Genomic DNA, 17,000 nt, shown 5'->3' with positions numbered 1-17,000 from the left:
CCCTCTGCGCATGTTGCCCCGGACGTGTTCATCAAGGAGAGCGTGCGTGAGTCCCCCCGATCCCAGCATCTCGAAGTGGACGCGAGACATTACTCTCGTCCTGAATGGTGAGCGCCGGAGCGTGACCGTCGATGTCCGGACCACGCTGCTGGATCTGCTTCGCGAGCAACTGCACCTGAGCGGAACGAAGAAGGGCTGCAACCAGGGCGAGTGCGGCGCGTGCACGGTCCATCTGGATGGCCGCCGGGTGAATGGCTGTCTCATGCTGGCCGTGCAGGCGGACGGGCGCGAGGTGACGACCATCGAGGGACTCGCTCGGGACGGACAGCTCTCCGCCGTGCAGCGGGCCTTCATCGATCATGACGGCCTCCAGTGTGGCTTCTGCACGCCGGGCCAGGTGATGAGCGCGACGGCCTGCATCGCCGAGGGACATACGCGCAGCGAGGCGGAGATCCGTGAGTGGATGAGCGGCAACCTGTGCCGCTGCGCCTGCTATCCCCAGATCGTCGACGCCGTCCGGGCGGCGGCCAAGAAGGCCGAGGTGCCCTGATGCGACCCTTCGACTACTCCCGCGCCACGTCCCCGCGGCAGGCCCTCGAGGCCGCGTCGAAACCCGAGTCCTCGTTCCTCGCCGGAGGCACCGAGCTGCTCAACTGGATGCGCCTGGGGATCGTCACCCCGGCGGCGCTCGTCGACATCGGCCGCATCGAGGGCCTGGAGCGCATCGAGCGCACTACCGGGGGAGGACTGCGCCTGGGCGCGCTCGCCCGGCTCTCCGACATCGGTGAACACGAGGCCGTGGTGCGGGACTACCCGGTGCTCTCCCAGGCCATCCTCAAGGCGGCCTCTCCGCAGATTCGCAACCTGGCGACGATCGGCGGCAACCTGCTCCAGCGCACCCGCTGTCCCTATTTCCGGGCCGAGGAGACCCTCCCCTGCAACAAGCGCGTCGCCGGCAGCGGATGCGCCGCGCGCCACGGCTCCAACGAGCGGCACGCGATCTTCGGGTGGACCGATGCCTGCGTGGCCACCCAGCCGTCGGATCCCGCGGTGGCCCTCGCCGCCCTGGACGCTGTCGTCGTCACCGAGCGCGCCACGGGCGGCCGTCGCATTCCGATAGGTGAGTTCCACGTGCTGCCCGGACAGGCGCCCGAGAAGCACCACGTGCTCGAGCCGGGTGAGTTGATCGTCGCCGTGGAGCTGGCGGCTCCCGCGCCCCACTCCGCCTACGTCAAGGTCCGCGAGCGCGAGTCCTACGAGTACGCGCTCGTCTCCGCGGCGGCGGCCCTCACCCTGGAGAATGGCGTCATCCGCTCGGCCCGCGTGGCGCTCGGCTCGGTGGCGATGAAGCCCTGGCGATTGGTGGAGGCGGAACAGGCGCTGGTGGGCACCCGGCCCGACAGCAAGGAGGCCCAGGCGGCGCTCGCGCTCGGATTCACCGGGGCGCGCGCGCTCGAACACAACGGATTCAAGATTCCCCTGGCCCGCAACGCGGCGGCCCGGGCAGTGCGTGATGCGGCACGAGGTGCGTCATGAGCATGGGAAAGCCTCTCACCCGATTGGATGGAGCGGACAAGGTCACCGGCAGGGCGCGCTACGCGGCCGATCAGCCGCTCCCCGACGCGCTGCACGCCGTCTATGTGACGGCGCCCATTCCCGCGGGACGCGTCACGTCGATCGACTCGGCCGAGGCGCTCGCCCACCCAGGCGTCGTCCGGGTCCTCACCGCTCGGGACATGCCCCGGCTGAAGGCCGCCTCCGCGCCACCCGCCGCGAGTGTCTTCATGCCCCTCCAGGAGGATGAAATCCGGCACGAGGGGCAACCCGTGGCCCTGGTGCTCGCCGAGACGTTGCAGGCGGCCGAGCATGGCGCGCGACTGGTGCGCGTCGGCTACGCGCCGGGCGCATTCATTCCGCAGGGCGCCGGGGAGCCGGTGGAGCCTCGGGAGAGCGGCTATGTCCTGGGCCCCGCTCACTTCGCCAAGGGGGACCTCGACGCGGGGCTCGCCACCGCGGCGCTGCGGCACGAGGCGCGCTACACCCAGCCCAGCCGCCACCACAACCCCATGGAGCCCTGCGCCACGCTCGCGCGGTGGGACGGGGATCAGCTCACGGTCTTCGATTCCGTGCAGCACATCGCCGGCACGCAGGGCACGCTCGCGGAGGCCTTCGGCCTGAAGCCCGAGCAGGTCCGGGTCATCTGCCCCCATACCGGGGGTGGCTTTGGCTGCAAGGCCTACACCTGGCCGCACGAGTTCCTGGCGGCGGCGGCGGCGAAGGTGGCCGGGCGGCCGGTGAAGCTCGTGCTGACGCGCGCGCAGATGTACGCCAACGTTTCCTATCAGCCGCGGGTGGAACAAACGGTCACGCTCGGGGCGACGTCCGAGGGGCGACTGACGGGCATCGGGCAGGACGTCATCAACCAGACGAGCGTGTCCGACGACTACGTCGAGTACGCCACCGAGGCGGGCCGGTCGCTCTACGCGACTCCTACCCTGCGCACGTCCCAGCGGGTGCGGCGGGGCCACGTCAACATCCCCAGCCCGATGCGCGCTCCCGTCGAGGGTCCGGGCTCCTTCGCCATGGGCTGCGCGGTGGACGAGCTGTCGCGCCAGGTGGGCATCGATCCGCTCGACTTCCGGCTGCTCAACTACGCGGAGAACGATCCGGCGGATGGCAAGCCCTGGTCGTCGAAGAAGCTGCGCGAGGCCTATGACGAGGGGGCGCGGCGCTTCGGTTGGCGCACGCGCGCCAAGGGAGGAACCCGCGAGGGAGATTGGCTGCTCGGCTGTGGCATGGCGGACTGCACGATGGGGGCGTTCCGCTTCGGCTCGACGGTCCGCCTCCGACTCCGGGCGGATGGCACGGCGCTGCTGGAAGGCTCCAGCGCGGACATCGGCACCGGCGGCCTGACCGCGCTTCCCCAGATTGTCTCCGAGTCCCTGGGCATCCCGGTGGAAGCGGTGACCTTCACGGCGGGCGACTCGCGACTGCCCACCACGGGGCCCACCTATGGCTCCTCGACGATCGTCTGCACGGGCTCGGCGATTCTCGACGCGGCGACGAAGATCCGCGAGCAGGTGGCGCGCGCCGCCGACGTGCGTCCGGAGGAACTCGAGATCCGGGACGGAATGGTGCGCCGCAAGGGAGGAGGCGCGGGGAGGCCGCTCGGCGAGGTGCTGCGGCGGGCGGGGCTGAGCGAGCTGTCCGCCGAGGGAAAGTTCGCGCCGAATGGAGAGGCCGCGAACATGAGCGGCCTGGGCACGCCCTACGCGATGCGGACGTTCGGCGCGGTGTTCGTCGAGGTGGCGGTGGATCCGGAGCTCGGGCTGCTGCGCCTGCGGCGGATGGTGGGAGCCTACAGCGTGGGCCGCATCATCAATCCGCGCACGGCGCGCTCGCAGATCATCGGCGGGATGATCTGGGGCTGGGGCATGGCGGCCATGGAGCAGAGCGAGCACGAGCCGAAGCTCGGCCGGTGGCTGTCGAAGAACCTGTCGGGAGTGGCCATTCCGGTGAACGCGGACATCCCCTCGGCGCTCGACGTCATCTTCGTGGACGAGTTCGACGACAAGGTGAGTCCCCTGGGCGCCAAGGGCCTGGGTGAGATTGGCGCCACCGGGGTCTCCGCCGCGATCGCCAACGCCGTTTACGACGCGGTGGGCATCCGGGTGAGGGATTTGCCCATCACGCCGGACAAGCTGCTGGCCCAATAGGTGCCCTCGAGCCCGTGCGCTGAGTGCCGCCGCACCGGCGCACGGTCTCGAGCACCCCACTCCATCAACCCCATGGGCCATTTCCTGGAAGAGGTGGCATCAGAGCACCTCCACCGGACGCCGGATGGCATTGAGGATCTCGTTGGCGGAGTACCGGATGGCGGCCGACGTCCCCTTCTCGATGCGATGGAGCGTGATGTCCCCACGCAGTCCTGAATCTCTCGCGTAGAGGCCCGCGAGGGCCTGGATGCAATCCAGGCTGTGCGTGGTGGCGAAGACCTGGATGTTCAACCGTCGAGCGGTCTCGATCACGAACTCCCACATCTTCACCATGACCGAGTAGTGCAGTCCCGTGTCGATCTCATCGAGCAGGACATAGCCGCCCGCCGACTTGACGAGGTTCATCGCCAGCACCAGCAATCGCTTGCTGCCCGCCCCCAGGCTGCCGATCGGGACTCTTTGCTCCGAATGAGCGAGCTTCACGAAGATTCCGCCCGGCTCATGGCGCGGCCGTGAGAGCCAGGCAAGCCGCTCGACGTCGGGGTGGATGATTCGCAGCACGCCGGTGAGATTGTTCTCTTCCGGTGTCAGGACGATCCCTTCCCAGAGGGCGCCAAGGGACTCCAACTGTGGAGCCCCCGCCTCGACGAATTGGAGGGAGAATGCTCGGAGTTGCTCCTCCACGCTACCTCGCCGCGAGGTACGACGGAGCGAGTCGATCGCGATGCGTCTGTTCTCCATCAGCACATCAATGGTTGATCGGCTCAATGGAAACTCGATCGACAATCGGCAATCGACCGCACCTGGCTCCATGAGAAGCACGAGGTCCAGGCCCGAACGATTCGCGTCGACTCCCGAGACGGGGACATGACCGTCGCGTGTGCTGGCGGGCTCGACCATGCAGGCCACGGAAAGAGCGCCTCGCGAAGACTCCCCTTTGAGTTCGAAGTGGCTGTCCGAAGAGACTTCGTGACCATGAAAGAGATGCCGGAGATCAACCGCCGCCTCCCCGCCGCCCTCGTCTGACACGAGCGGAGCAATCCCCTCTCCCCGGCGAATCGGACCGCTCGCGAGGATATGTGGCATGGTCCGCGCGAGAAGCAGGATCTCGATGGCCTCCAGGACCGAGGTCTTGCCCGCGCTGTTCTCTCCCACCAGCAGATTGACGCGAGACAGTCCCTGCATCGACAGGGAGGTGATGTTGCGAAAGCCAATGACTTTCAGGGACGTCAGCATGGGTATCCCCGAGGATACCTCAACCCTCACTCCCCGTGAATCGCCCCGCCCTACCCCTCGGCGGCCTGGAGCTTGCGGCCGCCCTGGGCCTCGGCCACGGTGACGGACTGGTTCCGGCCGTGGCGCTTGGCGTAGTACAGGCACTGGTCCGCCTGCTCCACCAGCACCAGCTTGTCCACGCCGTGGTCCGGCGCCGTCGCGATGCCCAACGACAACGTCACCTTCAGCGGGCCCATCTCCGTCTGGAACACCTCGGCCTTGATGGCCTCGCGGATGCGCTCGGCGATGACCTTGGCGCCCTTGGCGTCCGTCTCCGGCATGAGGATGGCGAACTCCTCGCCGCCGTAGCGCGCCACGATGTCCGTGTCGCGTGCCTGCTGCTTGAGGATGCGCGCCACGCCCTTGAGCACCTGGTCTCCCGTGAGGTGGCCGTACGTGTCGTTGACGCTCTTGAAGTGGTCCACGTCCGTGAGCACCAGCGAGCACTTGCGCCCGTAGCGCCGCGAGTGCGCCAGCATCTCGTCCGCCTTCGCCTGGAAGGTGCGATTGTTGTACAGGCCCGTCATGCCGTCCGTCGTCGCCATGCGCTCCATCTGCTCGTAGAGCTGGGCGCGCAGCACCGCCTGCGCCGCCTGGATGGCGATGACCTCCAACATCCGCAGCACGTCATGGTCCAACGCCGTCTTGCGCCGCGAGCCCGCCACCAGCGTGCCGAGGATCCGGTCTCCCGCCGTGAGCGGGAAGATCTTCAGCGCCGCGAGCCCTCGAATCTGGCTCTCCTCGTCGAAGATGACCTGGCGGTCCATGGCCTTCAAGTCCCGTCCGGGCAGCGGCGCGCCGTAGCGCACCACGTTGGCGACCAGGCCGTTGTTGTCCGGGAAGATGCGGCCCTCGAGCGCCTTGCCCGCCGCGCTCACGCCGAGCATCCGCGCAACCTTGTGCACGCGCTTGCCCTCCACCTCGCTCACGATGGTGACGGCGCTGAAGTCCAGCCCCGCGAGCTGCCGCGCGCTCTCCAGCACCGCGAGGAACACCTGCTCGGGGCTGCCCGCGCGGTTGAGCTCCTCGATGGCGCGGAAGAACCTGTCCTTCTCGTCGCGCGTCTTGCGGATGTACGACATCACCCGCTCCACCTCGATGGAGCGCAGCACCTCGGCGGCGATGGTGGTGAAGAGCTTCTCGTCGTCATCCGAGAACGGGTTGTGCGAGAGGCGATCCGCCACGAGCACGCCGCGCACCAGCCCTCCGCCCTCGATGATGGGCACGGCCAGCACCGCGCCCAGCGTGGGCGCGCTCCCGTCGTACCAGGTGATGCCCTTGAGCCCGTGCGCCGAGTGCATCCGCACCGGCGCCCGGCGCTTGAGCACCCCGCCCAGCATGCCCTCGCCCGCGGTGAAGCGCTCGCGCTGCACGTGATCGCTCGCGCTGCGGCAGTCGTAGAGCTTGAGACCCTTGTCGTCCGAGGTGAGCAGGAAGGCGGCGCAGGTGTTCGTCTTGAGCGCCGTCTCGGCGATCTCCAGCGCCGCGCCCACCGCGCCCTCGATCTCCTTCACCGAGGCGACCAGCCACTTCTCCTGATCCTTCTCGTCGGGAGGGTTGTCGTGGGCGCCGGAGCTGACGAGGCGGAAGGTGCGGGCGCGCTCCTCCACTTCCTTGATGCGCTTGTCCACCGCGGCGTTCTCGGCGCGGCGCGCGGCGGCGATGCGCGCGGCGAGCACCAGGTGGTTGAGGACGGCGAAGAGCGACAGGAAGAGCGTGTGGGTGAGGAAGGAGGACAGGCCACCGCGCGCGGGGCCGCCCAGGGTGAGCAGCGCGTCGAACGCGAGCGCCACGGCCACCAGCGCGAGGCTGGCGCGGTGCGGCAGGAAGGCGACGAGGCACGCCATGAGCAGATAGACGAGCGGGAAGAGCTCGCCGCCGGCGATGGCCACCACGATGTAGGCCGAGGCGAGGAACACCGCGCCCAGCTCCAGGTCGTCCTGGAGGAAGAGCGGCGCGCCCACGGCGTCGCGGGTGAAGCGCCGCCAGCCGATGACCCCGAGTCCGGCCAGCAGGAAGAGCACGAGCCCGGCCTCGTCCCAGCCCAGGGAGTACAGGCTCCGGAAGCCCCCGCGCGCCAGGTGGACGAACGTGGCCAGCACCGCCCCGATGGGCACGGCCCGCACCGCCAGGCGCGGCAACTTGAGGACAGCGGAGAGTGCCGGGTGCGAGGTCATGGTGTTACTCCAGGTGAAAGACGATCTCGCCAGGTTTGATGTAGCCCAGCTCCTCGCGCGCGGCGCGCTCGAGGGCGGAGGGATCGGTGCGCAGCGCGTTGATCTCGCGCCGAAGGGCCTCGTTCTGCGCGGTGATGGCCTGGTTGCGCTGGTGGATGGCCTCCACGTCCTGGCGCAGGCTCAGGTAGCGGCGAAAACCCTTCGCATCCGCCGCCGAGACCACGGTCAGGAGCGCGGCCACGCACGCCGCCACCGCCAGGAGCTTTCGCCGCACCGTCATGAGTGCGCGGAAGGTACCAGTGGCGACCCCTCCGGCAAGAAATCCGCTCCAGGGCTGTAGCGCGCCCCGCGCTCTTTCTCCCCGAGGACACTCCGCGCACATGCGGCGGGCTTGTGCTCCCCCGTCCTGCCAGCATGACGCTTCCCGTTCACGCGCCAGATGCCGACCTTGCTCCCCGTGTCCCTCCCCCGCCAGAAGGTCCGGTGGCGCCGCGTGCTCCTCGTCCTCGTGGGCGCGCTGCTGCTCTTCCAGGTGCTCGTCAACGCCCTGCTCGCCACGGGTGGGCTGGCCGGACTGCTCAACCGCCTCATCCCCCGCACCGAGCTGCGCTGGCGCCAGGCCTGGTCCTTCGTGCCCGGGCGCGTCCACCTGCGTGACTTCTCCCTGCGCCGCGAGGAACCCAACAACGCCGCCTGGCGGCTCGACATCGATCGGGTCTGGGTGGACGTGTCGCTCACCGGGCTGCTCCTGCGGCGCTTCGAGACGGTGTCCGTCGACGTCCGGGGACTGCGCGCCCACATCCACACCGTCACCCCGAAGAAGGGCGAGCCGCCCCCACCTCCACCCCCGCGCGAGAAGGATCCCTGGCGCATCCACCTGAAGGACGTGCGGGTGCACGGAGTGCACGAGTTCGCGTGGAACGGCGCCCGGCTCACCGGCATCACGGAGGTGTCGGGCAACCTGGATCTCCAACCCGGCGAGCGCATCCTCATGGAGGATGCCCGGGTGTCGCTCGGGCCCGGCGAGCTGTCCATCGATCAGGACACGGTGGCGCACGTGGAGGGGGGCACGGCGGGCGCCACACTCGAGGTGCGGCGCCAGGAGCCCGAGGGGCTCGACATCATCACCGGCCTGACCGAGGGACGGCTCCAGCTCACCGCCCGGGTGCCGTCGGCGAGCGCGTTCCGGCGGCTGGTGCCGCGACTGGCCGATCTGCACATGAGCGGAGGCGCGGGCCGGGTGGAGGTGGACCTGCACGTGAAGGAGGGCCGGGTGGCGGCGGGCACCTCGCTGAAAGGAGCGGGCGCGCCGCTCCAGTTGCCGGTGGGGCCCCTGGTGTTGAAGGCCCCGTGGCGCTTCGCCTCGGACATCTACACGCGGGAGGACGGCGAGCAGCGGCTGGGCTTCAAGCTCACCCTGGGGCCCGCGCGGCTGGAGGGAGGACAGGGCCCGGCGGTGGGCATCCCCGAGGTGGCCCTGCTGATGAGCGCCCGGCCTCCGCGCCTGGGCTCGGCCCTGCCGGACGTGCACCTCCAGGTGCAGGCGGCGCGCAGCGAGCCCGTGGAGTTGAGGCTGCTCAACGGATGGATCGGCCCGTCGTTCCAGGTGGAGTCCGGGCGGGCGCTGCTGGAGGCCACCTCGCATGCCAGCCCCGAGAAGGGACGAGGCGAGGCCCACGTGTCGCTGAGCACCGAGGGGCTCCGGGCCCACTGGGGAGGCGCGACCCTGGGCGGACGTGTCCTGCTGGACGTGGATGCCTACAAGCTGGCCTTCCAGCGCGACGCGGTGGTGCTCGACGGCAGTCAGTTGCGGCTCGAGGAGGTCACCGTGCGCACCGGCGGGGACGACGCGCGCGGCTGGGACGGCACCCTCGCCTTCCCCGAGGCCACGCTCACCCTGTCCCCACCCTCCTTCCAGGGCCGCTTCACGGGGCGCTTCTCCAACGCCGTTCCGTTCATCGCCCTGCTCACCCACCAGGGCGTGCTGCCCCGCCTCCTGTCTCCCCTGCTCGAGGCGAAGGACCTGGAGTTGTCCGGCACGCTCTCGCTCGGCGAGGCGGGCGCGAAGGTGGAAGCGCTGCGCGCCCGGGGCCAGGGACTCGACGTGCGGGGCCGGGTGTCGAGCACGGGCGGCGTGCCGAGCGCGCTGATGTTGGTGAAGCTCGGCGTCCTGCCCGTGGGCGTGGAGGTGGGCGCCACGGCCTCGCTCCATCTGATGAATCCCCAGGGCTGGTACACCCAGAAGACGGGCGAGCCGGTGGAGTGAAGTCCCGGGGCCTCAGCGCTTCAGCAGCGCCTGGACCGCCTCGGACAGGGCCCCATGGCCGGCCATCCCCTGCCAGGCGCCGGCCACCTGCCCCTGCCTGTCCAGGAGGAAGGTGGCGGGCAGCGCGGGGATGAGCCCGAAGGCGCTCTGGCCCTGCTGCAGGGCCGTGTCGGACACCAGCACCGGGAACTCGAGCGCGTACTGCTCGGCGAAGGGCGCCAGGGTGAGGGCCCCGTCGAGATCCAACCCCACCAGCACCACCTGGAAGCCCTGGGCGCCGTGCTCCTTCTGGAGCGCCTGCAACGTGGGCAACTGGGCCAGGGAGGGGAAGCTCCACGAGGCGAAGAAGGACACCAGGACCACCTTCCCCGGCAGGGTGCGCCAGTTCCAGGGCGCCGGCCCCACCGCGGGCAGCCACAGCGCGCGCAGGTAGGGGGAAGTAGCCGCCTGTCCGGGCAGCGGCTCCTGGGGGGCGTGGTGACAGCCGGCCAGGGCGAGCACCAGGGCGACTCCCAAGGCCCGGCCCATGCGCCTCATGCCTCGCTCTTGGCCTTGCCGCCGCGCTGGCAGTTCCGGCACAGCCCGTACAGCTCCATCTTGTGCGACGTCACCGTGAAGCCGTGCTTGCGCGCCACGCCGTCCTGCATCTGCTCGATGCGATCATCCTCGAACTCGACGATGGTGCCGCAGTGGGTGCAGATGAGATGATCGTGGTGGTGACGTCCCGCGGCCGCCTCGTAGCGCGTCTGCCCGTCGCCGAAGTTGCGCGCATGGGCCAGCCCACACTCCCCGAGCAGTTTCATCGTCCGGTAGACCGTGGCCACGGACACCTTGATGTCCTGTTCTCGGACCTTGTTCCACAACTCCTCGACGGACAGGTGCCCCCCCACCGAGAAGAAGGTGTCGATGATGAGGCTGCGCTGACGGGTGCTTTTCAGCCCGTGCTGCGCCATGTAGTGCTGAAGCACCTCGTCCATATTCCGGTTCAAAGCTCGCCTGCCTCCCGAGCCACCACGCGGCCCTCATGGGTCACAAGGTGTGCACCCGTATGTGCGGGATGCACTCCCTTCTGCTCAGGTGTAGTACCGACTTGCAACATCCACGGACTGTTTAGATTGGCGTCCGCCGGATTCATTGACACCCGTCCGCCAGCGAAGATAGAGGCACCCGGCCTCGTAAACGAGCATTTTTCCGCGATTTTCATGAACCGTCCCTGGCAGAGACAACGGCAACCCGATGACGTGCCCACCCCCGTGGCGGTGGCCGTCTCCGACTACTGCCGGCGAGCCCATTCGCCTGCAACCCCCACCGAGGTCCGTGAGGCGCTCGCCTTGCTGGCCGAGTCGGACGACTTCCGCGTCCGTTCCTTGACGGATGCCGAGCCCGGGGCCACGCCCCTCGGGCCTTTCGCCGTGATCGATGTCCTCCAGGGCACCGCCCCCGAGCTCGCCGCGACGCGGCAAGGCTGCGGCTACTACGACGTGGTGCGCGAGTTGGCCCGGGTGCACGAGGAGAAGCGGCCCCCCGCGCCCCCTCCCACCCCCGAGGTCCCCTCGTTCGCCCTCCCTCCCTCGCGTCCGGTGCCGGCGCCCGTGCCCGCCCGGCCCGAGGTGGCCCCCGCCTCCGCCGGGGAGACGGTGCAGTCGCGCATCGCTCCGCGCAAGCGCCCGGCCGCCGAGTCCCTTCCCCCCGAGGCCGACGAGCAGGAGGCCCCCAGCTTCCTCAAGAGGGATCTGCCCAAGCCCCGCGGCCGCTTCACCCGCCTGGAGGCCCCCAAGACGGGCTACCAGGAGCTGCTGCGCCCCGCCGGCAAGGACGCGCTGGAGGCGCTGGTGGAGGCGAGCGAGCACCGCTTCGCCCTGCTGCGCAACCTGGAACAGCAGTACAACGGCGCGCGCGGAGATCTGACGCTGGACGAGGTGGAGGGCGCGCTCAAGGCGCACGGGCTCCTGGAGGCCCTCAAGCGCCGCGAGCAGACGTCCCTGCTGTCCGCCTTCACCGAGCACCGGGGCGCCTCGGGCCGGGTGGGCTGGGCGCTGGGGCTGAGCCCCTCCGAGCTCAAGCTCGTGGAGAACCGCGGCGGCATCGCCAAGGAAGTCGAGGAGGTGCGCGAGCGCTTCCGCCGCGAGGCGCTCACCGCGCGCAACCTCACCCAGAAGCTGGATCTGCTCGGGCGCGAGAAGTACCTGCTCGACCTGGGCATCAAGAAGCGCTTCACGGACATGCTGCGCCGGGAGCTGGAGCTCCTCGTGCGTGATGATCTCCCGGAGGCCCCGTCGCTCACCGCGCTCGCGGAGACGGTGGGACGCAAGCATGGGGCCCCGTCCGAGCTGGTGCTCCGCGCACTCGAGCGCCTGGGCGTGGCCGAGGCGCTGCGCAAGCGGACGCCGGATTCCACTCCTCCCTCCACGACCTAGAAAGAGGCCCGTCAATGCCCATCTACGAATACGCCTGCGGTTCCTGTGGAAAGACGATCGACGTGCTGCAGAAGGTCAGCGATCCGACGCCCGAGAAGTGCTCGGCCTGTGGCACCCAGAACTCGCTCAGCCGCGTCGTCAGCCGCACCAGCTTCGTCCTCAAGGGCGGGGGCTGGTACGCCGACCTCTACGGCTCCACGAAGAAGGACGGCGGCTCGTCCTCGTCGAGCAGCAGCAGCAGCTCGTCCTCGTCCAGCAGCGCGTCCTCGAGCGACAGCTCCTCCTCCTCCGCGAGCACGTCGTCGGGCGGCTCGTCGTCCTCGAGCACCAGCAGCGCGCCCAGCACGCCCGTGGCGGCCAAGAGCAGCTGAGGGGCGGAAAAGTCGCGAGCCCCCGGGAGCGGGGGGAAACTGGGCCTCGTGCCCTTTCCTCCCTCCAAGCGTCCACCCCGCCGCTGCGTGCTCTGTGGCCATCCCGAGTTGACCGATGCCCGTGGTCTGGGCCGTTTCCTGCTGGTGCCGGACCCCGACGGCCGCGGACCCATCTGTCCACCGGTGAAGGGTTGTGGAGAGCAGCGCTCACGGACAGACGACAATGCATCGTTGAGTTCCGGCCATTGAGGTAAGGAGGGCGTCCTCACCGCAGTCCAACCGAGGTCGCTCTTCATGTTCGTCTCACTGTTGGTTGCTTCCCTGTTGGCCGTCACCCCCGTGGAGTCCTCCGCGGATCCCTCGATCTCCTTCGCCCAGAGCGCCCAGGGTCGTCATGCCCGGCTGCTGGAGGGCGTGGAGCTGGCGGCCACCTTCAAGCCTTCCCAGACGCCCGCCCTGCGCCTCACGGACGCCCAGCGGCTGGCGCTGATGGACGGCCCCATGCTGCCCCTGGACACCGGTGGCGCGGTGAGCTCCGGCACCGAGCCCGTGCTCGCGCTCGTGCTGGGTCTGCTCGTCGGCTTCGGCACGGGTCACCTCATCGCCGGTGACAGCGGCGGCTTCATCCTCTTCCTGGTCATCGACGTGGCCCTCATCGTGGTGGGCAGCGTGCTGAGCGCGCTCGTGGTGCCCTGGTTCTGGGGCCTGGGCGGCCTGGGACTGCTCGCCTCGCACATCATCCAGGGCATCGACGCCTACCAGAAGGCGGGCGGCGGCCGCATCGTCGAGGAGACGCGCAAGCGCGCGGTGCTCGTGGCGGACGTCACGGGTGGCCGCGAGGCGCCCCGCGTCACCACCCGGGCCTTCGCCTTCTCCTTCTGACGCGAGGTCCCTTCCATGACACGACGCCTCGCTCTGTCCCTGCTCCTCCCCGTGCTCGCCACGGCCTGCGTGAGCCAGACCAAGCTCAGCGCGGAGGATCGCACGGCGCTCCAGCATGACCTGACCACGGGCCCGGCGGCGGTGCGCCACCTGAAGACCTCCAGCTACATCACTCCCTTCTTCGGGGACGCCTCCAAGCGGCTGCTGACGCCCTACCCTCCCGAGGAGGTGCGTCTGCTCAACGACACCAAGGGCAACCCCATCAACCCCGGCCCGGTGCAGTCCCTGGTGCCCGCGGGCACGACGGTGCGGGTGACCAAGGTGGAGTTCCCCACGTCCTGGACCATGGCGGAGCGGGTGCTGTACTCGCCCCGCACCCAGCCCTGGGTCTACCTGGACGTGGAAGGCGCGCCCGGCGCCCCCGTCATCCTCGTGCTCCGGCCGGGGATCGACAAGAAGGAGGATCTGCTGGCGGAGATGGATCGCTACCTGCCACCGCAGGAGCCGCGTCTGGCGAAGCTCTCGGCGCGCTTCCAGGACGCCGTCAAGCAGAAGCGGGTGCTGGAGAACATGCCCGAGGCGGCGGTGGAGATGTCCTGGGGCCATCCCGAGAGCATCCGCCGCACGTTGGAGGGCCAGCGGGTGAACCAGGAGTGGATCTACCCCGGTGGCAAGCGCCGGGTGTTCCTCACCGATGGCGTCGTGTCTCGCGTCGAAGAGGGGAAGCCGGACGCGGCGAAGTAGGCCCGGCTCCCCCGCCCGCCTCGCGCCGTCACCTCCGGGGGCGGCGCGAGCGGGCTTCAGCGGCGGGGCGCGACGCGCCAGACGGTGTTGCTCGAGTCATCCGCCACCAGCAGGGCTCCGTCGGGCAGCACCGCGAGCCCCACCGGCCGACCATACACCTCGGACGTCTCGGGGTTGGCGATGAAGCCCGTCAGGAAGTCCTCGGGCGCTCCGCTCGGGCGGCCGTCCTCGAAGGGCACGAAGACGACCTTGTAGCCGGACAGCTCCGAGCGGTTCCACGAGCCGTGCTGGCCGATGAACGCCCCGCCCCGGTACTTCTCGGGGAAGGCGCTGCCCGTGTAGAAGGCGAGCCCCAGCGAGGCGGTGTGCGCGCCCAGCGCCACGTCCGGCACCAGCGTCTGGCTCACCAGGTCCGGCCGCTGTCCGGCCAGCCGGGGATCCTCGTGGATGCCGAAGTAGGCGTAGGGCCAGCCGTAGAAGCCCCCCTCCTTGACGCCCGTCAGGTAGTCCGGCACCAGCTCATCCCCGAGGTAATCCCGCTCGTTGACCACGGTCCACAGCGTGCTCGTGCCGGGGGCCCACCCCATGCCCACGGGGTTGCGCAAGCCGCTCGCGTAGACGCGCTCGCCGCTGCCATCGGGGTTCACCTCGAGGATGTTCGCGCGGCGCCGCTCCTCGTCGATGCCGTGCTCGGCGACATTGCTGGCGGAGCCCACCGACACGTAGATCTTCGAGCCGTCCGCGTTGGCCAGCAGGTTGCGCGTCCAGTGGTTGTTGTAGCCCCCGGCGGGCAGCTCCAGCAGCTTCTGGCCCGGGGCCTGGATGGAGGTGCGCCCCGCCTCGTACGGGTAGCGCCAGAGCCCGTCCGTGTTGGCGACGTAGAACCGGTCCCCGAGCAGCAACATGCCCAGCGGCTGCTTCAACCCCTGGAGGAAGACTTCCCGCACGTCGGGGGCCCCATCGCCGTCGGTGTCGCGCAGGAGCGTGATGCGGTTGGCGCTGTCACCCAGTTGCTGGGACTCGGCCTTGCCGGAGCGCTGGGCCTCGCGGAGCGCGCCCTGGCTCTTGGGCTCGGTGCTGGCCTCGGCCACCAACACGTCGCCGTTGGGCAGGACGTAGAGCCAGCGGGGATTGCGCAGGCCATCCGCGTACTTCGTCACCCCGAACCCTTCCGGAGCCACGGGCGTCTTGCCCTCCGGCCAGCCGATGACCCGGCTGTAGTTCTTCACGTCGTGGTTCGTGTCGGGGGCGGGAAGCGCGGGGCCCGGGTTGCCGTCCGGAGTGCCATCCGGGTTCTGCGGGGAGTGAGAGCAGGCGGCGAGCAGCACCACGGCCGGAAAACACGCGTTCTTCCACTTCTTCATGAACACCCCTCCTCGAGTCGAAAGCTCGAAGGAGGTGGTGACTACCGGCGGCGGCGTCCACCCCCACCGCCGCCCCCGCGGCGTTGCTGCTTGCCGGAAGCACGGGCCGCCTGGGCCTCGCCGGGACGCGTGAGCCGGGGCAGCTCCCCGGCCATGACGGGATGGAAGTCGCCAGCCAGCAGGGCCGCCACGAGCTGCTCCTGTGTCTGGATGGGCGTCTTGAAGAAGGTGGCGCCGTAGCCCACCTCGTCCACCGTGGCGCGCGCGTCACTGCCCCCCGTGCACGGCACCTTGAGCGCCTCGGCGGCTTCCACCGCCAGGTCGTTCGCCGTCTGCTTCACGCGGGCGTTGTACCCCTCCACCGCGCACACCAGCCCGCCGAGCGAACGCACGTAGTCCATGGCCGGGTGGCTCGAGTCCCGGTCATACGGGCGCGCCGCGACGATGGCCGCGCCGAGCGAGCGCACCTTGGGCAGGCACTCCGCGGCGCTCCACGGCTTCTCGCGGTTGCTGCCCCACAGCTGCACCGGCTCGGGGGCGTTCTCCGGCTTCGGGAAGAAGCACAGGTACTGTCCACGGTCGGTGATGAGCTCCAGGCCGACGAAGACCTTGACCTTGGCCTTGGCGCCGATCTCGAACAGCTCGTCGCATCCGTCCTGGGTGTTGGTCTCCGTGAAGGCCACTCCATCCAGGCCGAACATCGCGGCGCGATCCAGGACCGCGCGCGGGTCCAGGTCACAGTCCTTGGACAGGTAGGAATGCGCGTGCAAATCGATGAGCATGGGCGCCGCTCCCTAACAGGCTCCCGTGGGAGCTGTCGAGCCTCGGCGCACCCCGCCCCGCTCGATTCAGGCGAACGCGTAGCCCTGGATGCCCGACTGCTTCACCTGGGTGTTGCGCTCCTCGTGGGTGCGGATGAGGTAGCCCATCAGCATCAGCGACGAGGTGTTCTCCAGCACCCGCGAGGGATCCTTGGAGATGAGATTGGCGCTGTAGTTCAAGAAGAACTGGGCCAGATCCTCGCCTGCTTCCTTGACGATCAGCGCGTTGAGCGCGGCGGGATCCATCGTGCGGATCTCGTTGATGAAGTCGACCGCCAGGTCCTTCTTGGTCTTCACATCCATGATTTGCCCCCTTCGCCCATCCCCTGCACACCCGAAGGCCCTTCCCTCGGGAGCCACAGCCATCGACTCCTGGAATCTAGGCACGCGCGTCCAGGGGGGAACCCCCGGGGGGGCCGATCACCACGGGTAGGCCCAGAGGTAAGCTTTTTTGACACCTATGGAGAGCGCGCGGTAACCTTCCGTACACTCAGTACAAAATCACAGCGCAAGGAGTGGAAGGCGATGTTCACGGGCGTGAAGGTGTTCTCCGCGACGAAGGCCAAGGAGCGGGAGGAGCTGGGCGAGAACGTGACCCGCTGGCTCAAGAGCAACTCGGATCTGGAAATCGTCGACCGGGTCGTCTGCCAGTCCAGCGACAACGAGTTCCACTGCTACACCCTGGTCCTCTTCTACAAGCACAAGTCCCCGCAGCCGCAGCCCCAGCAGCCGTAGCTCCGTTCCGTCTTCTCCTCTGAAGCGCGACCCGCCGCGCTCCTCCCCTCCCCTCTGCTCAACCCGGGGGCACGACGAGGACGCGGGCCGTACCCCTTCTCCTGGATGGATGTGGAGTTCCGAGACCCCCACGGGGCTTCGTCACAGAACTCCTTCCCCGTCCCCCCGCCTGAGCGACACGTGCATGGTGCTCCCGCTCGCCTGACCTGTCAAGTCTGGCGCACGAGGTCAT

17 protein-coding genes and 1 pseudogene are annotated in these 17,000 nt (G+C 69.4%); 9 read left to right on the top strand and 9 right to left on the bottom strand.

Features of this window, described 5'->3' with window-relative positions; genetic code table 11:
• Nucleotides 1–10 precede the first annotated feature (10 nt).
• From D187_RS43335 to D187_RS43325, 3 genes are read left to right on the top strand one after another with little or no spacing between them, the layout of a single operon-like run.
• Nucleotides 11–550 (top strand): (2Fe-2S)-binding protein, encoded by a 540-nt coding sequence (locus D187_RS43335; RefSeq protein ID WP_081714080.1) that lies wholly within the window; start codon nucleotides 11–13, stop codon nucleotides 548–550.
• Nucleotides 550–1,536 carry an FAD binding domain-containing protein gene (locus D187_RS43330; RefSeq protein WP_002620915.1) on the top strand — a complete coding sequence of 329 codons (987 nt, stop codon included), beginning with the start codon at nucleotides 550–552 and terminating at the stop codon, nucleotides 1,534–1,536. The genes D187_RS43335 and D187_RS43330 overlap by 1 nt, the downstream gene beginning before the upstream one ends.
• Nucleotides 1,533–3,716, top strand: a complete 2,184-nt coding sequence (locus D187_RS43325; protein WP_002620914.1) for a xanthine dehydrogenase family protein molybdopterin-binding subunit — start codon at nucleotides 1,533–1,535, stop codon at nucleotides 3,714–3,716. The genes D187_RS43330 and D187_RS43325 overlap by 4 nt, the downstream gene beginning before the upstream one ends.
• A gap of 99 nt (nucleotides 3,717–3,815) precedes the next feature.
• On the opposite strand, the gene D187_RS43320 is transcribed toward D187_RS43325, so the two are convergent.
• The 3 genes from D187_RS43320 to D187_RS43310 are packed head-to-tail and all read right to left on the bottom strand — an operon-like array spanning nucleotide 3,816 to nucleotide 7,448.
• Entirely contained in the window at nucleotides 3,816–4,952 is a 1,137-nt protein-coding gene (locus D187_RS43320) for an AAA family ATPase (RefSeq protein WP_002620913.1), read from the bottom strand.
• A gap of 50 nt (nucleotides 4,953–5,002) precedes the next feature.
• Nucleotides 5,003–7,168, bottom strand: a complete 2,166-nt coding sequence (locus tag D187_RS43315) for a sensor domain-containing diguanylate cyclase (RefSeq protein ID WP_002620912.1) — start codon at nucleotides 7,166–7,168, stop codon at nucleotides 5,003–5,005.
• 4 nt (nucleotides 7,169–7,172) lie between these two features.
• Nucleotides 7,173–7,448 carry an FtsB family cell division protein gene (locus tag D187_RS43310; RefSeq protein WP_002620911.1) on the bottom strand — a complete coding sequence of 92 codons (276 nt, stop codon included), beginning with the start codon at nucleotides 7,446–7,448 and terminating at the stop codon, nucleotides 7,173–7,175.
• A gap of 159 nt (nucleotides 7,449–7,607) precedes the next feature.
• On the opposite strand from D187_RS43310, the gene D187_RS43305 reads away from it, so the two are divergent.
• Nucleotides 7,608–9,434 carry an AsmA family protein gene (locus tag D187_RS43305; RefSeq protein ID WP_051256793.1) on the top strand — a complete coding sequence of 609 codons (1,827 nt, stop codon included), beginning with the start codon at nucleotides 7,608–7,610 and terminating at the stop codon, nucleotides 9,432–9,434.
• Nucleotides 9,435–9,446: 12 nt separating this feature from the next.
• Here the strand turns inward: D187_RS43305 and D187_RS43300 are convergent, their stop codons facing one another.
• Together D187_RS43300 and D187_RS43295 are read right to left on the bottom strand one after the other, a co-directional pair.
• On the bottom strand, nucleotides 9,447–9,971 hold the full coding sequence (locus D187_RS43300) for a peroxiredoxin family protein (RefSeq protein WP_155893982.1): 525 nt from the start codon (nucleotides 9,969–9,971) through the stop codon (nucleotides 9,447–9,449).
• On the bottom strand, nucleotides 9,968–10,411 hold the full coding sequence (locus tag D187_RS43295) for a Fur family transcriptional regulator (RefSeq protein ID WP_245591973.1): 444 nt from the start codon (nucleotides 10,409–10,411) through the stop codon (nucleotides 9,968–9,970). The genes D187_RS43300 and D187_RS43295 overlap by 4 nt, the downstream gene beginning before the upstream one ends.
• 225 nt (nucleotides 10,412–10,636) lie before the next feature.
• On the opposite strand from D187_RS43295, the gene D187_RS43290 reads away from it, so the two are divergent.
• Both D187_RS43290 and D187_RS59670 read left to right on the top strand, forming a co-directional pair.
• Complete coding sequence (locus D187_RS43290) at nucleotides 10,637–11,851, top strand: hypothetical protein (RefSeq protein WP_043434339.1); 1,215 nt, start codon at nucleotides 10,637–10,639, stop codon at nucleotides 11,849–11,851.
• A gap of 14 nt (nucleotides 11,852–11,865) precedes the next feature.
• A pseudogene (locus tag D187_RS59670) lies at nucleotides 11,866–11,964 on the top strand (FmdB family zinc ribbon protein); the annotation flags it as partial.
• Nucleotides 11,965–12,038: 74 nt separating this feature from the next.
• Here the strand turns inward: D187_RS59670 and D187_RS59665 are convergent.
• Nucleotides 12,039–12,212: a hypothetical protein gene (locus D187_RS59665; protein ID WP_002620903.1), complete on the bottom strand. Its 174-nt coding sequence runs from the start codon at nucleotides 12,210–12,212 to the stop codon at nucleotides 12,039–12,041.
• A gap of 304 nt (nucleotides 12,213–12,516) precedes the next feature.
• On the opposite strand from D187_RS59665, the gene D187_RS43280 reads away from it, so the two are divergent.
• Together D187_RS43280 and D187_RS43275 are read left to right on the top strand one after the other, a co-directional pair.
• On the top strand, nucleotides 12,517–13,104 hold the full coding sequence (locus D187_RS43280; RefSeq protein WP_002620901.1) for a hypothetical protein: 588 nt from the start codon (nucleotides 12,517–12,519) through the stop codon (nucleotides 13,102–13,104).
• 15 nt (nucleotides 13,105–13,119) lie between these two features.
• Complete coding sequence (locus tag D187_RS43275) at nucleotides 13,120–13,848, top strand: hypothetical protein (protein ID WP_002620899.1); 729 nt, start codon at nucleotides 13,120–13,122, stop codon at nucleotides 13,846–13,848.
• A gap of 56 nt (nucleotides 13,849–13,904) precedes the next feature.
• On the opposite strand, the gene D187_RS43270 is transcribed toward D187_RS43275, so the two are convergent.
• From D187_RS43270 to D187_RS43260, 3 genes are all read right to left on the bottom strand, one after another.
• A complete protein-coding gene (locus tag D187_RS43270; protein ID WP_002620898.1) occupies nucleotides 13,905–15,212 on the bottom strand; it encodes a PQQ-dependent sugar dehydrogenase in 1,308 nt (435 codons plus the stop codon).
• Between the two features lie 41 nt (nucleotides 15,213–15,253).
• The gene (locus tag D187_RS43265) at nucleotides 15,254–15,994 is read right to left on the bottom strand and encodes a PHP-associated domain-containing protein (protein ID WP_002620896.1); all 741 of its coding nucleotides are present in this window, start codon (nucleotides 15,992–15,994) and stop codon (nucleotides 15,254–15,256) included.
• 66 nt (nucleotides 15,995–16,060) lie between these two features.
• Complete coding sequence (locus tag D187_RS43260) at nucleotides 16,061–16,336, bottom strand: hypothetical protein (protein WP_002620895.1); 276 nt, start codon at nucleotides 16,334–16,336, stop codon at nucleotides 16,061–16,063.
• A 222-nt stretch (nucleotides 16,337–16,558) separates the two neighbouring features.
• Between D187_RS43260 and D187_RS43255 the strand changes: the two genes are divergently transcribed.
• Nucleotides 16,559–16,768, top strand: coding sequence for a hypothetical protein (locus D187_RS43255; protein ID WP_002620893.1), 210 nt, complete (start codon nucleotides 16,559–16,561; stop codon nucleotides 16,766–16,768).
• Nucleotides 16,769–17,000: the final 232 nt, after the last annotated feature.

The sequence above is a fragment of the Cystobacter fuscus DSM 2262 genome (assembly GCF_000335475.2).
Classification (GTDB): Bacteria; Myxococcota; Myxococcia; order Myxococcales; family Myxococcaceae; genus Cystobacter; species Cystobacter fuscus.
The sequence above is the reverse complement of the archived record's forward strand: the minus strand, read 5'-3'. Positions and strand labels throughout refer to the sequence as shown.